The following is a 14032-nucleotide window of genomic DNA, read 5'->3' as shown; positions in this document are numbered from 1 at the left end:
GAAGCTATGGGGTATTCGCCTTAAGGTTGCCGTGCTTTTTCGCGGGACAACCATGCCGCACAAGGGTATAAGCCAGCCGCACCCCCCGCGCCAGCCGAATTTCGCAGCGTGGGGTAGGTCTGGAGCTTTGCGAAATTCGGCCCCCCGGAGCAGCAGAACGTCGCTCATGGAGCAATTGGCCACTCTCCGGACCGCATTGCCGCGGCTCGGGCCCGGTAAGCTCGCCGCCCTTGGTGGCGCGGCGCTTGCGGTCTTGTTGTTCGTCGCCTGGATCGCCACGCGTCCGGGCGAACCCAAGGGGCTGCTTTATGCTGGCCTCGACCCGGCTGAAGCGGGTCGCATCGCCCAGCGCCTCGAAGAGCTGAAAGTCCCGTTCGAGGCACGTGCCGACGGCACCACTTTGCTTGTTCCCGTCTCGCAGGTCCCGCGGGTGCGCATGGAACTCGCCGCCGCCGGCCTGCCACACCAGAGCGGCGCTGGCTATGAATTGCTCGACGCTCAGTCGCCCATGAACATGACCTCGTTCATGCAGCACGTGCAGCGCCTGCGCGCATTGGAAGGCGAGCTGGCTCGTACCATCATCACTATGGGCGGTGTGAAGACGGCGCGCGTGCACATCGTTCTGCCCGAGCGCGAGAGTTTCGCACGCGAAGCCCCCAATCCCACCGCCTCGGTGGCAGTCACCATGACCGGCGCCGCCCGCCTGACCAGTTCCCAGGCCGCCGCCATTCGCCTGGTGGTCGGTGGCGCGGTGCCGCGGCTGCGCCAGGAAGATATCTCGGTGCTCGATCCGTCAGGTGTCGTCCTGGCCGCCGATGGCGGCAATGCCGCCGCCGCGGGGCGGCTCACCGAGATGAAGGCCTTGCAGGAACAGGCGCTGCAACGTGCCGTCATGAATCTGCTCGAGCCGTTGCTCGGCCCGGGCCATGTGCGTGCCATCGCCTCGGTAGAACTTGACGGATCACGCGAAACCCAGCGTGAGGAAAAGTTCGATCCGCTTTCGCAGGTCGAGCGATCCAAGCAGACCCAGGTGGACCAGGAAACCTCCGAGGAAAACCGCGCGCGTGACCCAGTCACGGTGGGGCAGAACCTGCCCAACCAGCAACAGGGTAACGGCAATGCCACGACCAAGACCGCGGCCACCCGCAACGGCGAGACCATCAACTACGAGATCAGTTCCACACTCAGTGAACGCGTCCGCGAACCCGGTGCCCTGAAGCGCCTGACCGTGGCCGTGGTGGTGGACGGAGACGTCAACACCTTGCCCCCCGCCGAGCGGGACCGGCTTGCCAGCCTGGTGCGCGCTGCGGTCGGCTTCGATGAGAAGCGCGGTGACCAGGTCAGCGTCGAGACGATGCGCTTCGCTGCCGGCAAGGCCGAGGGTACCGAGGCCGGCGGCACCGCCGACACCGCCGACCAGCCCAGCTGGCTGGTGATCGCAGCCGCGGTGGCGCTGTTCGTGCTGCTGGCCGGCGGTGGCGGCATCGCCGTGGCAGTGCGCCGGCGCAAGAACCGCGAGATGGCCCGCCGCATGGCCGAACAGGCGGCGCTGGCGGCTGCGGCTGCGCCGGAAGAAGAAATGATGCTGCTGTCCAGCCTCGACCAGCCGATCCGTGCCTCGGCAGTGGTCGCGCTCAACGAGTTGCTGGACACGCGGCCGGATGAGGCGCTGGCGGTGCTGCGCGCCTGGATCGCTGAGGAAGGCGGATTGTGAGCCGCCGCTTCATCCCCCCTGCAATCGCCGCTTTCGGCGAAGGCCCGGAGGCCGAACAGGCCCGTGCTTTGGCCCGTGCCCGCGAGGATGGCTTCGCCGAGGGCCGGGTAAGGGGCCAGGCCGAAGGCCATGCAGCGGGGCTGGTCGAAGGGATTGAACGCGCCCGTGCCGAAGCCGCTGTCGAAATCCAGGCACTGCAGCGCCGCTGCGCCGAAACCGCCGCCCCGGGAGCGGTCCTTGCCGCGCTGCAAAAAGTGCTGCGCACGCAGGCCGACGATCTGGCGGCGCTGGAGGCGGCGAGCGCGGCCGCGGTGGATGCCGCGCTGGCCTGCCTGTTCCCCGTGCTGTTGCAGAGCGGGGCCGGCGCTGAGGTTGCGGCCATCACGCGCACCGCCCTGGCTGAACGCACGCCAGCGACCCTGAAACTGCGTGCCCATCCGGCGACACTGGCCGCCACGGCGACCGAACTGGCTGCCCAAACCGCCGCCGGCCATCTGATCCTGAACCCCGATGCGAACCTGCCCGAGGGCGCCGCCGAGATCTCCTGGACCGGCGGTGGGCTCGCTTTCGATCCGCATGAGCTGCTGCTGCGCGTGCGCGCAACCCTCCGCCCCCCCGAGGACACCCCGACATGAGCGACTCCTCTTCTTCCCCGATCGGTGACGACCGGCTCGCCTCGGTCATGGATATCCCGGTCACTCTTACTGTGGTGCTCGGCGAGAAGAAGATGCCGCTCGGCAAACTTTACGCGCTGGGGCGCGGCTCGATCATCGAAGTGGACAAGAAAGTTGGAGAGCCGGTCGAGATCTTCGTCAACGACCGCCTGGTCGCGCGTGGGGAAGTGCAGCTCACCGAGGAAGGCCGGCTGGCGATCTCGATGACCGAGATCGCCTCGGCGTCCTGATCTCTTCCCAGCGCATGAACGGCAGAATGCCGAACCTCCTTCTGCGGACCCTGGCGATGGCGATGGCGCTTTGCGCCCCCACCATGGCCTCGGCGCAAACCCTCTCGCTCTCGATGCCCGGCGGCGCGCAGAGCCTGACCACCAACGTCGCCGGCCTGATCGCCATTACCAGCCTGTTGGCCCTGGCGCCGGGATTGCTGGTGGTCGGCACCGCCTTCACCCGGCTCGTGGTAGTGCTGTCGCTGCTGCGCACCGCGCTCGGCCTGCAGCAGAGCCCGCCCAACACCGTCATTATCGGGCTCGCATTGTTCCTGACCGGTTTCGTGATGGCACCGGCGATGCAGACCGCCTGGTCGGACGCGGTGGTGCCGCTGACCAACGGCGTGATCACCGAGGAAGAGGCGTTCCTGCGTGGGGTCAAGCCGTTCCGCAGCTTCATGGAAGCGAACGCCAGCGACAAGGACGTTGTGCTGTTCATGGAACTGTCCGGCTGGACACCGCCGAAGCCGGCGGCCACCCCCGATGCCGCCGAGACGCCCCCGAACGATCCCCCCCGCTCCGCCCAGCCCGGCGGCAAGTCGGGCAAGCCCAACAGCGTCTCACGCAAGGTGCGCAGCGAGCTGCCGTTTTCGGTACTTTGCCCGGCTTTCCTGATCAGTGAGCTGTCCAAGGCCTTCCAGATCGGCTTCCTGTTGTTCCTGCCGTTCCTGGTCATCGACATCGCCGTCTCGGCGGTGCTGATGGGCATGGGCATGATGATGCTGCCGCCGGTGGTGGTCAGCCTGCCGTTCAAGCTGATCTTCTTCGTCCTGGTCGATGGGTGGGAACTGGTCGCGGGCTCGCTGGTGCGGAGTTTCACGACGTGATCCCCCCGGCACCGAACAACGAGGCCCTGAGCGCACGGCCTCCGGCCGTGGCACCGGAGCCGCCGCGCCCACGTCGCCGCCGCCGTATCGCGGCGGCGTTACGCTACGTCTCCGGCCAGACCCGGTTTCCCGTGGTGGTGGCGACCGGCCATGGCGCGGTCGCCGAGCGCATCCTTGATCTCGCCCGTCGCAGCGGGGTGCCAGTTGCCGCCGATGCCGACCTTGCCGAGACGCTGGCACGGCTTGATCTCGGCGAGGCGATCCCGCCTGAGGCCATCGCCGCGGTGGCGGCAATCCTGCTGCCCATTCTCACCCGTACCCGACCCTCACGAGGCCGCCCATGAGACCCCCTCAGCCACGCGGGCGCACGCCCGAGCCGCCACGTGATGCCACCTCCCCGCTCGACAAGGCCGCCATCGTGATGATGGTGCTCGATGAGGAGCGCTCGCACCGCATCTTCTCGCGCCTGGAGGAAGAGGAGATCCGGCGCCTCTCGCGCGCGATGGCCAATCTTGGCCGCGCCGATGTCGAAGTGGTCGAACGGACCATCTCCGAATTCCGCAATGAGGTCGGTCGCACCGGCAACGTGTTCGGCACCGTCGAGTCCACCGAGCGGCTGCTTCGCCGCATGCTCCCCGGCGAGAAGGTCGAGGAGATCATGGACGAGATCAAGGGTCCCGAAGGCAAGAACATGTGGGAGAAGCTCTCCAACATCTCGCCGGAGGTGCTGTCGAGCTACCTGCGCAACGAGTACCCGCAGACGGCGGCGGTGATCCTGGCCAAGCTGCCCGCGCCGCACGCGGCCCGTGTGCTGCGCCTGCTGCCCGAGCCGGTGGCCGCCGAGATCTCGGTACGCCTCGTGCGCATGGACAGCATCCAGCGCTCGGTGCTGGTCGACATCGAAGAAACGCTCAAGCGCGAATTCATGACCAACCTCGCCCGCAGCTACGAGCGCGACAGTTCCTCGATCATGGCGGAGATGCTGAACCGCTCGGACAAGGACATGGTGGAGCGCGTGATGCGCGTGCTCGAGGAAAAGGAACCGCAGGCAGCCGCCCGGATCCGGCGCATCATGTTCACCTTCGAGGATCTGGCGCGCGTGGACCGCTCGACCTTCGGCGTGCTGATCGCCGAATGCCCGGCCGACCGCCTGCCGATCGCACTGTCCGGCGCGCTGCCCGAAACCCGCGATCTCTTCCTCAGCAACATGTCCGAGCGTGCCGCCAACATGCTGCGTGAGGAAATCGACGCGATGCCCGCACAGCGGCGCAAGACCATCGACGACGCGCAGGCCGAGATCATCGCCATCGCCAAGCGCCTGGCCGAGGAAGGACGGATCTTCATCCTCGACGAGAACGAGGAGACCGAGGAGATGGGCTAGTGTCCCGTGCCCGGCCATTGCGCAGGTCCGGTCGGATGAACCGGAACACCGGCTCCGGGGCCGATGTTTTGCCCCGGTGGCATGCGCCATCGGCGCCTGCATTGCCAGCCTCTCATGTCCCCTGACGACGGTCCGATCGGGCCCGTCCCAGCGACGCAACCAGCGCACGAGGCCGGGCTCGCCTATCTGCAGGCGGCCCGTGCCACGGGCAGCGCCCTGCGCTCCCGCTCCGGGGACGGCCAGGGTGCGGAACCGGGGCTCGGCGTGTCCAGCCTCGACGCGCTGGTGCCCACGCCCGGTCCCACCTTTCCGCTCGCGCTGATGCTGGCGGCGCTGCGTCCGGATGCCCGTGCCTGGCTCGGTGGGGAGCGGGTGCGCCGCGCCGCGCACGAGCTCGCAATGACCGAGGCTGAGTTGCTGGGCATGCTCGACGCGTCGCCGCGTCCCCCTCTTTCGCTCGGCGACCCCCTGCCCTGGATCGGACGGCGGCTGCCGTTGTTGGTTTCGGGTGTGGTGGTCTGGGTCGACCTGTTCTGGCGCCCCGACCGTGGTGCAAGGCGGCGCCGGATCGGGGCCTTTGCCGCGCGGCTTGCCTTGCCGGTAACCGGACAAATGGAAATCCGCGGGCGACTAGAAGAACACCGGCTGGACGTGGTGGCCGAAACCGAGCGCGCCTTGCCGCGTCCGCTCGCTGCCGACCTTGTGGACGAGTACGAAGGGCTGGTGCGACGCCTGGGTCTGAACGGAACGCTGACTTTGCGAAATCCGAATGCTTGAACGCGAAACGAGAGTAAGTTAGAAGGACAAGCCACCTCTGGTTGTGTCATGAGCGCCCACGGCTCCGGAAAACGTATCATCATCAAGCACGCCGACCACGGTGGGCATGACGAAGAGCATGGCGGGCAATGGAAGGTCGCCTACGCGGATTTCGTGACCGCGATGATGGCGTTCTTCCTGATCATGTGGCTGCTTTCGATCACCACAGAGAGCCAACGTGCGGGTATCGCCAAATACTTCACCACGACGACGATTTTCAACATGAAGACCGGAGACGGGGTGCTCGACGGCGGCCGCGCAGTGCTTGATGGCTCCGATGCCAAGACCGAAAAGCTGACGTCAAGTCGCGAGGACGGTGGTCTCGACAGCCCCAAGGAAGGCGGGCCAACCGAGGCGCAGGACGACCCGATGGCGATGATCAGCGACCGCACGGAGCGTCAGCGCTTCGAGGCCGTGAAGGCCGAGTTCGAGCGGATGCTGCGCGAGGGCGCGCTGAAGGATCTCTCGGAGAACCTCAAGATCGAGATGACACCCGAGGGGTTGCGCATTCAGATCTTCGACCGCGATGGCGTGCCGATGTTCGCCCCCGGCGCGATCGAGCCCACGCCGCGACTTGCCCGCATCCTCAACGTAATCGGTGGCGTGCTCGCAACTGTGCGAAATTCTGTCATCGTCTCCGGGCATACCGACGCCCAGCCCTTCAGTCGCGGCAACTACTCCAACTGGGAACTGTCCACCGACCGCGCCAACGCCACGCGTCGCGTGCTGGAGAGCAACGGTGTCGCGGGCGGTCGCATGCTGAAGGTCGAGGGCCGCGCCGCCACCGACCTGCTGATCCCCGACCCGGCCACCGATCCCCGCAACCGGCGCATCGCCATCACCATCCTGCGCAGCGACGTCGAGACAGCGATGCGCTCCAACTCTCGCCGGCCCACCAACGCCCGTCCCTGACCCCTTCACATCCACCCTCCATAGCCACGTGCCTGATACGCCCCAGGAGAATCCGGAATGACCCTGCTGAATGCCATCAACTCCGCGCTGTCGGGCCTGAATGCCGAATCACAGCGCCTGAGCGCCATTTCCAACAACGTCGCCAACAGCTCAACTGTCGGCTACAAGAAAACGGAAACGTTGTTCGAGAGCATGGTGCTCAATGGCACCGCCTCGTCCGGTTCCAACCTCGCGGGCGTGCACGGCATCAACCGGATGGACATTGCTTCCGTCGGGCAGATGGAAACCACCGGCATCACCACCGACCTTGCTGTGAACGGCAACGGATTCTTCGTGGTCAACACGAAGGCGGATAACAGCGGCGAGTATCTGGCTTCCCGCGCGGGCTCCTTCCGCCCCGATGCCTCCGGCAACCTGGTCAACACGGGGGGCTATTACCTGCAGGGCATCCAGTTGGATTCGGCAGGCCAGCCCGTCACCAACGCCACTGACAGCAACATCACCAGCCTGGGGACGGTCAACATCGGCAACCTGCAGGCCACCGCCTCGGCGACCACAAAGGTCACCTTCAACGCGAACCTGCCAAGCACCGATATCAGCGATTGGAGCACCACCAGCACCCAGGCGCAAACCGCCCATACCAGTTCGGTCCAGTATTATGACGCACTGGGCAATGCACAAACGCTGACGATCACCTTCCAACCGGTTTTCTCCACTCCCACCACACCAACGGCCAACACCTGGAACATGGTTATCCAGGACACCGCGAAGATACCCGCCACAGCCGCTACAGGAACTATCAGTGTATGGGGTACAGACGGTACTTCGCCGACAAATTCACTGATCACAACAACTGGTGTGCTCAGTTCCTCCAACGGTGACATCTCCGGCCAGGCGAAGCTGACCTTCAACGGCGCCGGTTCTACGAGTTCTTCTCAGCCGGCCGGAACCCTGTCCGCTGTTGATGCAACGACATCAATTTATCCCGTTGGAACGGCACCAACCTACGACTCCACGACTGGTGATTTCACGATTACGACCGGAGCGGGTAGGACCCTCAAGGTCAACGTCGGCGTCCTCAACAGCAGCGCCGGCATGACCCAGTATGCAGGCGCTTACTCGGCCACCAAGATTGAGAAGGACGGCGCCTCCTTCGGCATGCTGCAAGGCGTGAGCGTCGATGGTGACGGCAAGGTCATCGCCTCGTTCTCCAACGGCTCTACCCGGCCGATCTACCAGCTCGAACTGGCGCTCTTCACCAATCCCGATGGGCTCAGTGCGGTCTCCGGCGGTGCCTTTGCCATGGACCCCGCAGCCGGCGTACCGCGCCTGTTCAAACCCGGTCAGGGCCCCGCCGGCGCCACCGAGGGTGGTGCGCTTGAAGGCTCGAACGTCGATATCAGCACGGAACTGACCCGGCTGATCCAGACCCAGCGCGCCTATTCCTCCTCGGCCACGGTGATCCAGACCAGCAACCAGATGCTGGACGTCGCCAACCGCCTGAACCAGTAGCGCCGGCCGGGGCGGCTTTGGCCGTCCCGCCGCCATCTTCTGCGGACTCATCGACATGACAATCTCGGGCGCCCTCGCGAACGCGCTGTCCTCGCTGCAGATCGAGCAGCGCCAGGCCGAACTGATCGCCGGCAACATCGCCAACGCCAATACTCCGGGCTACGTTCGTCGCGGCCTGCCGAGGGCCGAGCAGATCACAGGCACTCAGGGCACCGGCGTCGAGCCGGGAACGCTGGTGCGCCTGGGTGATGCCACACTGGAAGCAGCCGCCAACCAAACCGCCGGCGCGCAGGCCTACAGCCAGCGCATGATTGACGTGCTCGGCGCCTATATGAAGACCGTTGGCCAACCTGCCGATTCACAGTCATTGCCGTCCACCCTTTCGGCATTCCAGAAATCACTGGCCGCTCTGTCGTCCAATCCCGATAACACGGTGGCACAGCAGGCAGCGGTGAGCGCCGCGCAGGATCTGGTGGACACACTGCACGGGCTTGACACAGCGGTCGCGGATGCGCGTGTGCAAGCCGACCAGGGTCTCAATGCCGATGTGACAGCAGTGAATACCGCCCTCACCCAACTCTCCGAAAATGAGGTCGACCTCAAACGCGCAGCCTCCCGCGGCGAGACCACGGCCCCCTTCGAAGATACCCGCGCTAGCCTGATCGCAGAGATCGCGCAGCGTGTTCCGGTGAAGGTGTTTCAGGATTCCAACAACAGCATCATCATCACCACCGACCGTGGCACCACGCTGTGGGACGGGCAGGTGCACAAACTCTCCTTCACACCAACGTCTGCACTTCCTGCGGGGCAGGTGGGCGATACAATCAAGGTGGATGGACGGGTACTTAATGCTTCGGAAAGCGGGAGCATCGCCGCTGGCCTGACATTGCGCGATACGACGCTGCCCAAATTCTCGCAGCAATTAGATGCAATCGCCGGGAATCTCGTTCTTGCATTTCAACAAAAAGAAACAAACACCAACGCAGCCGGCGTATTCATTGTTAATTCATCGACCATTGCCGGCGTGCACAACGGCATTGGTGATGACCACTCCCTCGTATTGACGACCGACGCAACCTATACGACTCCCTTCGATGTCACTGACAGCAGTGCGATCACCGGCCTTGCCAGCGCCATCACGCTAAACTCAAGGCTGGATCCCTCCCAATCCAACGGCGAAGTCTGGCGCATTCGCGACGGCGCTCAGGCCACTTCCGAAGGTTATAGTTCTGACAACAGTAAGATACTTTCCTTTATTCAAGCCCTGAACGGACAAGGATCATACGACTCCTCGGTTACTGACCTGCCTAACGGGCTCAACCTTTCCAATGCCACATCGCAGGTGGCAGGACTGCAGCAGTCCGAGTTGGCGACCTGGACCTCACGCAACGAGACCCGCACCTCGCAAGCGCAGGAAGCTCAGACCACGCTAAAGAACCAATCCGGCGTAAATATCGATGAAGAGCTGCAGCGCCTGCTGCTTGTGCAGCAGACCCATTCCGCCAGCGCCCAGGTGATCCAGGCGGCGGCACGAATGCTCGACGAGTTGAACAAGCTGCAGTGACGGAGAACCGCCATGCTTGACCGTATCGCCACCGCCGCCGCCTCGCTTACGCGTCAGAACCAACTGACACGCATGCAGCGGGAGATGAACCGCCTGACCAACGAGATCAGCTCAGGCGCCATCGAGAATCCTGCCAGTCAGCTTGGATCTGGAGCTTCGGTTCTGTACCGACTGCATATCGACCAAGATCTGCAGACCGCCCTAAATACAAGCATAACATCTGCTGGACAGCGACTGGATACGATGCAAACCGCATTGTCATCCATGACCGACATCACCAAAGAAATGGCAGCAGCAACGCTGAACGTTTCTGCAAGCATGCCTGGTACCGGCATGAACGTGCTGGCCGCTCAGGCCCGCAGTGCTCTGTCGCAGGTCACCGACCTGCTGAACACGGAATACGATGGTCATGCCATCTTTGCCGGGAGCGACAGCGCTGGCTCGCCCATGGCGGATGGTTCGGTCATCGCAACCCAGGCCCAGACCATCCTGAACACCCAGGCTGCCGCCAAGCCTGGTGGAAAGCTCCAGCTTGAGGATGTCGCGGCGCTGCTTGGTGGTGGCACCACCACCACCACGAACCTGTCCGCGGATGGCAAAACCACGACTCTCACGACCCCCGGCTACGGCACTGTCACCATCACGACCAATTCCGACGGCACGACGACCAAGACTGAGAGCGACTCGGTTACCCACCCCAGCGGCGGCACCAATACCACCACCGTCAACAGCAGCGGCCTCGTCGACTTCTTCAACGACAACAACGTGACCATCGTCAAAGGTGGCGTTGCCAGTCAAAGCATCAACTACACGGTCGGCAGTGCAGGGGCCACCACACTGGCCGCGCAGATCGTCGATGCGTCAGGCAATGTTGTCCGCACCATCTCCATTTCGGGCACGGGCTTCACGGCAGGCGCAACTGGTACCGTTTCATTCGACGGCACCGATGGCGGGACTCCCTCCGTCGCGCTGCCGGCGCAGAACTACCGGGTAGCCCTGGTCGACACCAGCGGCGCGACGCCGCAGCCGGCGGGAACGCCCGCACTGACAAGCAGCTTCACTGGAACCGCCTATGTTGCCGGTGACGACGGCAAACGATCCCAGGTGATGATCGGTGCCACCAGCACTATCAGCTACGACGTAAAGGCCAACAAAAGCGATTTCCGGAGCCTGATGCAGGGGTTGTCGATGCTGAGCCTGCTCGATTCCGACAAGCTCGACAACGCTGCCAAAAAGAATCTGCTGGAAAAAGCCGGCTCACTGCTCACCGGCGTGCAGAGCCAAATTTCCGTCACCGCGGGTGTGCTTGGCTCCACCCAGCAGCGCCTCGACCGTGCCGCCACCATCCAGCAATCCGCGTCCAACGCCACTGTCAAGCAGATCCTGCAATACGAGCAGGCCGACACCTACACCGATGCCCAGAAGCTGCAAACGCTGCAGGTCCAGCTCCAGGCGACCTACGCCATCACGGCGTCGCTCTCCAAGCTGAGCCTGGTGAACTACATCAGCTGATCCGACACCGAGGTTCCCATGCCGACACCCAGCGGCAGAACGCCGCGCCTGCTGCTGACATTGCTCCTGGTGCCGCTCCTGGCCCTGCTCTTTGCCCTCGCGGCTCCACCCGCGCGGGCGCAGGTGCTGCTGCGCGATCTGGTGTCGATCGAAGGCGTGCGCGCCAACCAGCTCGTGGGCTATGGGCTGGTGGTCGGGCTCCAGACCACCGGCGACACGCTGCGCAATTCCCAGTTCACCCAGCAATCACTGAGTGCGATGCTGGAGCGGATGGGCGTGAACGTGAACGGGCTGCAGATGCAGACCCGCAACACGGCTGCCGTGGTGGTCACCACAACCCTGCCCGCCTTCGCCCGCCAGGGCACGCCGTTCGATGTGCAGGTCTCTTCGCTCGGCGATGCCAAGTCACTGCAGGGCGGCACACTCATGGTCACGCCGCTGATGGGCGCGGACGGCGAGGTCTATGCCGTCGCCCAGGGTCCGGTGGTCGTGGGCGGCTTCGAGGCCAAGGGTGCCGCACAATCGGTCAAGCAAGGCGTGCAGACCGCAGGCCGCGTGCCCAATGGCGCAATCGTGGAACGCGAGGTGCCGAACACGCTTGATTCGCTGCCAGGCGTCCGGCTGGCGTTGCGCAACCCCGACTTCACCACGGCAAACCGCATCGAATCCGCGATCAATGCCCAACTTGGCATGGGCACGGCAGTGGCGCGCGATCTTGGTACCGTGGACGTGCAGATCCCGCCCGGTTACACAAATCGTGTGACCGCCCTGATTGCCTCGCTCGAGCGCATCGAGGTGAAGCCCGATATATCTGCCAGAGTGGTGATCGATGAAAAGAGCGGCACCATCGTGGTTGGCGCGGACGTGAAGCTCGATCCGGTGGCAGTCACGCATGGCAATTTGACAGTGCGCGTGACCGAAACCCCGCAGGTCAGCCAGCCCAACCCCTTCTCCAACGGACAAACCGTCGTGGTGCCGAACACCAAGGTCGAGATTGCCGATCAATCCGACAAGAAGCTTGAGATCCTGAAGAAGTCGGCAACGCTGAAGGATCTGGTGAATGGGCTGAACGCACTTGGCCTGGGCCCGCGCGACCTGATCCAGGTGCTGAATGCCCTGAAGGCATCTGGTGCCCTGCATGCCGAGTTGCAGTTCATCTGATCCCACAAAAAGGCTGCCATGCGCGCGCGGTCATTCTTCTTGCTCTGCCTCGCGGGCATGGCGGCAATTGCGGTATCATGTAGCACAAGCCACCGCTGGCCGGTTCGCGTTCTGAGATCGGCTATCTACTCTCGTCCCACTGGTATGCGGAAGGAGAGTGGCGGTGGCCGAGCAGCATGTCATCCGTGTATTGCGTGACAAGCGCTCCGAGTTGGCGGGGCTGGTGAAAGGCCTGGAGCGGGAGCTGGGCGAGCACCGCGCTGCCCTGATGCATCTCGATGTCACCATGCGGCTGTTCGATCCGGAAACCCGGCCCGAGGAGATCGGCCCTCGACAGCGGCGGCGATGCAATGCCTGGTTCCGCCCTGGTGAATGCCTTCGGCTGATCTACGACGTGCTGCGCGATGCGCCGCAGCCGATGACGACGCGCGAGGTGGTCGAGCGGATGACGGAGCTGAAGAGCATTTCGCTCAGCGACGATTGCCAGCACGCCTTGATCCAGAAGACCGTTCTGGCATCGCTCAACCGCGCCAAGGACACGATCGAGCGGGTCGAGACCGCCGGCGTGGTCAGATGGCGGGTACGTCAGGCCGCCCGGGAACGCTGCCAATAGCCGCAGAAGTCGATCGATGGCCGGCCCCGCAAAGCCAGGCGGACCACCCCATGCACCTGCTCGCCGTTGCTGACGCGCCGCGCGTCTTCCCGCCAGGCGGCTTCCTGGGCATAGCGGAGGAGATACGGCCCGGCGATGTGGTGGTGGTGCCCCAGCTCGCTGCGGCGCAGACGGGAAAAATAGGACTCCGCGCCGTTGGTGCAGGCGCCCCCGATGCTATAGCCCTCCTGGTGGTTGACACGCCGCATCGGAAAGTGGGCATGCAGCCTGTTCCAGGCCGGGCTCTCGTCGGCATGCAGCTCGGTGGCTTGGGCGATCCGCTGGGAAATGATCGGCAGCACAGCTTCCTCGGCCGGCACCACCTGCACCAGCGTGGGGCCGCGGCGTTCGCGCATCACCACGACGACCTGGCGCTTGCCCGACTGGTTCTCGGCGAGTCGCCGGTCGACCCGGTTCGCCGCTAGATTGGCTGGCCGGACATGGCCGCCGAAATAGGCGCCGTCGAGCTCGACCTCACGTCCTGCACCGCCGATGCGCAACGCCTTCGTGCTGGACGCCATTGCCTCGCGCATTTTGTGCGCCAGGACGAATGCCGTCTTATGCTGGACATCGAGCTCACGGGAGAGCGCGAGCATGCTGTGGCCCTTGACCTCGTTGCAGAACGCGACGACGGCCAGCAGATAGGTGCGCAACGGCAGCTTGTGGTGCGCAAACAGCGTCCCCGAAGTAATGGAGAAATCGCCGCGGCACGCTTTGCAACGCCAGCGCGGCCGGTCCGGTGATCTCGGGCAGGCGTAGCAGATCATGCAGCCGCAGCCAGGGCAGACCGGCTTGCCGTCGGTTTCAGGCCAGCGGAGGCGCACGAACACGTTCACCACGCCGCTATCCGACATGCGCATGACCTTCGCCGTACTGAGCGAGCGTGCCGCCGCGGAAAGCAGGAAATGTTGCGCCATGGCCAGCCACCTGCAATGATCCCAACCCTTTCCTGCCAGAAGCCCGGCAGGAGTACAAGGCTGATTTCGCTCGTGGCGGCAGCTCCATAATGCCGGGTCAGTCTGGGGGAGGCCGGTAGCG

Annotated in this window: 14 protein-coding genes; 13 read left to right on the top strand and 1 reads right to left on the bottom strand. The window is 64.5% G+C overall.

Features of this window, described 5'->3' with window-relative positions; translation table 11 throughout:
* Positions 1–166 precede the first annotated feature (166 nt).
* The 13 genes from fliF to NBY65_RS29570 all read left to right on the top strand — a co-directional run bounded on the left by fliF (position 167) and on the right by NBY65_RS29570 (position 12955).
* Positions 167–1714: a flagellar basal-body MS-ring/collar protein FliF gene (fliF, locus tag NBY65_RS29630; RefSeq protein ID WP_250265861.1), complete on the top strand. Its 1548-nt coding sequence runs from the start codon at positions 167–169 to the stop codon at positions 1712–1714.
* A complete protein-coding gene (locus NBY65_RS29625; protein WP_250265860.1) occupies positions 1711–2349 on the top strand; it encodes a FliH/SctL family protein in 639 nt (212 codons plus the stop codon). The genes fliF and NBY65_RS29625 overlap by 4 nt, the downstream gene beginning before the upstream one ends.
* Positions 2346–2618 (top strand): flagellar motor switch protein FliN, encoded by a 273-nt coding sequence (gene fliN, locus NBY65_RS29620; RefSeq protein ID WP_250265859.1) that lies wholly within the window; start codon positions 2346–2348, stop codon positions 2616–2618. Before NBY65_RS29625 ends, fliN begins: the two co-directional genes overlap by 4 nt.
* A gap of 26 nt (positions 2619–2644) precedes the next feature.
* Complete coding sequence (locus NBY65_RS29615) at positions 2645–3484, top strand: flagellar type III secretion system pore protein FliP (RefSeq protein ID WP_250265858.1); 840 nt, start codon at positions 2645–2647, stop codon at positions 3482–3484.
* Complete coding sequence (locus tag NBY65_RS29610; protein ID WP_250265857.1) at positions 3481–3828, top strand: EscU/YscU/HrcU family type III secretion system export apparatus switch protein; 348 nt, start codon at positions 3481–3483, stop codon at positions 3826–3828. The genes NBY65_RS29615 and NBY65_RS29610 overlap by 4 nt, the downstream gene beginning before the upstream one ends.
* Complete coding sequence (locus NBY65_RS29605) at positions 3825–4865, top strand: flagellar motor switch protein FliG (RefSeq protein ID WP_250265856.1); 1041 nt, start codon at positions 3825–3827, stop codon at positions 4863–4865. Before NBY65_RS29610 ends, NBY65_RS29605 begins: the two co-directional genes overlap by 4 nt.
* Positions 4866–4979: 114 nt before the next feature.
* A complete protein-coding gene (locus NBY65_RS29600; RefSeq protein WP_250265855.1) occupies positions 4980–5642 on the top strand; it encodes a hypothetical protein in 663 nt (220 codons plus the stop codon).
* Positions 5643–5690: 48 nt separating this feature from the next.
* Positions 5691–6593: a flagellar motor protein MotB gene (locus NBY65_RS29595; RefSeq protein WP_250265853.1), complete on the top strand. Its 903-nt coding sequence runs from the start codon at positions 5691–5693 to the stop codon at positions 6591–6593.
* Between the two features lie 57 nt (positions 6594–6650).
* Complete coding sequence (locus NBY65_RS29590) at positions 6651–8105, top strand: flagellar hook protein FlgE (RefSeq protein ID WP_250265851.1); 1455 nt, start codon at positions 6651–6653, stop codon at positions 8103–8105.
* 55 nt (positions 8106–8160) lie between these two features.
* Complete coding sequence (gene flgK / locus NBY65_RS29585) at positions 8161–9669, top strand: flagellar hook-associated protein FlgK (RefSeq protein WP_250265850.1); 1509 nt, start codon at positions 8161–8163, stop codon at positions 9667–9669.
* Between the two features lie 12 nt (positions 9670–9681).
* Positions 9682–11181, top strand: a complete 1500-nt coding sequence (locus NBY65_RS29580; RefSeq protein WP_250265849.1) for a flagellin N-terminal helical domain-containing protein — start codon at positions 9682–9684, stop codon at positions 11179–11181.
* A gap of 18 nt (positions 11182–11199) precedes the next feature.
* Positions 11200–12342 carry a flagellar basal body P-ring protein FlgI gene (locus tag NBY65_RS29575; RefSeq protein WP_250265848.1) on the top strand — a complete coding sequence of 381 codons (1143 nt, stop codon included), beginning with the start codon at positions 11200–11202 and terminating at the stop codon, positions 12340–12342.
* Positions 12343–12505: 163 nt separating this feature from the next.
* On the top strand, positions 12506–12955 hold the full coding sequence (locus NBY65_RS29570; RefSeq protein ID WP_150045886.1) for a hypothetical protein: 450 nt from the start codon (positions 12506–12508) through the stop codon (positions 12953–12955).
* On the opposite strand, the gene NBY65_RS29565 is transcribed toward NBY65_RS29570, so the two are convergent.
* A complete protein-coding gene (locus tag NBY65_RS29565) occupies positions 12928–13911 on the bottom strand; it encodes an IS1595 family transposase (RefSeq protein ID WP_250265958.1) in 984 nt (327 codons plus the stop codon). The genes NBY65_RS29570 and NBY65_RS29565 overlap by 28 nt on opposite strands.
* Between the last annotated feature and the right edge of the window lie 121 nt (positions 13912–14032).

It is taken from the genome of Rhodovastum atsumiense, from assembly GCF_937425535.1.
Classification (GTDB): Bacteria; Pseudomonadota; Alphaproteobacteria; order Acetobacterales; family Acetobacteraceae; genus Rhodovastum; species Rhodovastum atsumiense.
This window is presented reverse-complemented; position numbering and strand designations above follow the sequence as displayed.

Coding starts and splice junctions, on each gene's coding strand:
- flgK (WP_250265850.1), top strand. CDS start 8,161: ATGACAATCTCGGGCGCCCTCGCGAACGCGCTGTCCTCGCTGCAGATC.
- NBY65_RS29580 (WP_250265849.1), top strand. CDS start 9,682: ATGCTTGACCGTATCGCCACCGCCGCCGCCTCGCTTACGCGTCAGAAC.
- NBY65_RS29595 (WP_250265853.1), top strand. CDS start 5,691: ATGAGCGCCCACGGCTCCGGAAAACGTATCATCATCAAGCACGCCGAC.
- NBY65_RS29565 (WP_250265958.1), bottom strand. CDS start 13,911: ATGGCGCAACATTTCCTGCTTTCCGCGGCGGCACGCTCGCTCAGTACG.
- fliN (WP_250265859.1), top strand. CDS start 2,346: ATGAGCGACTCCTCTTCTTCCCCGATCGGTGACGACCGGCTCGCCTCG.
- NBY65_RS29615 (WP_250265858.1), top strand. CDS start 2,645: ATGCCGAACCTCCTTCTGCGGACCCTGGCGATGGCGATGGCGCTTTGC.
- NBY65_RS29590 (WP_250265851.1), top strand. CDS start 6,651: ATGACCCTGCTGAATGCCATCAACTCCGCGCTGTCGGGCCTGAATGCC.
- NBY65_RS29600 (WP_250265855.1), top strand. CDS start 4,980: ATGTCCCCTGACGACGGTCCGATCGGGCCCGTCCCAGCGACGCAACCA.
- fliF (WP_250265861.1), top strand. CDS start 167: ATGGAGCAATTGGCCACTCTCCGGACCGCATTGCCGCGGCTCGGGCCC.
- NBY65_RS29575 (WP_250265848.1), top strand. CDS start 11,200: ATGCCGACACCCAGCGGCAGAACGCCGCGCCTGCTGCTGACATTGCTC.
- NBY65_RS29605 (WP_250265856.1), top strand. CDS start 3,825: ATGAGACCCCCTCAGCCACGCGGGCGCACGCCCGAGCCGCCACGTGAT.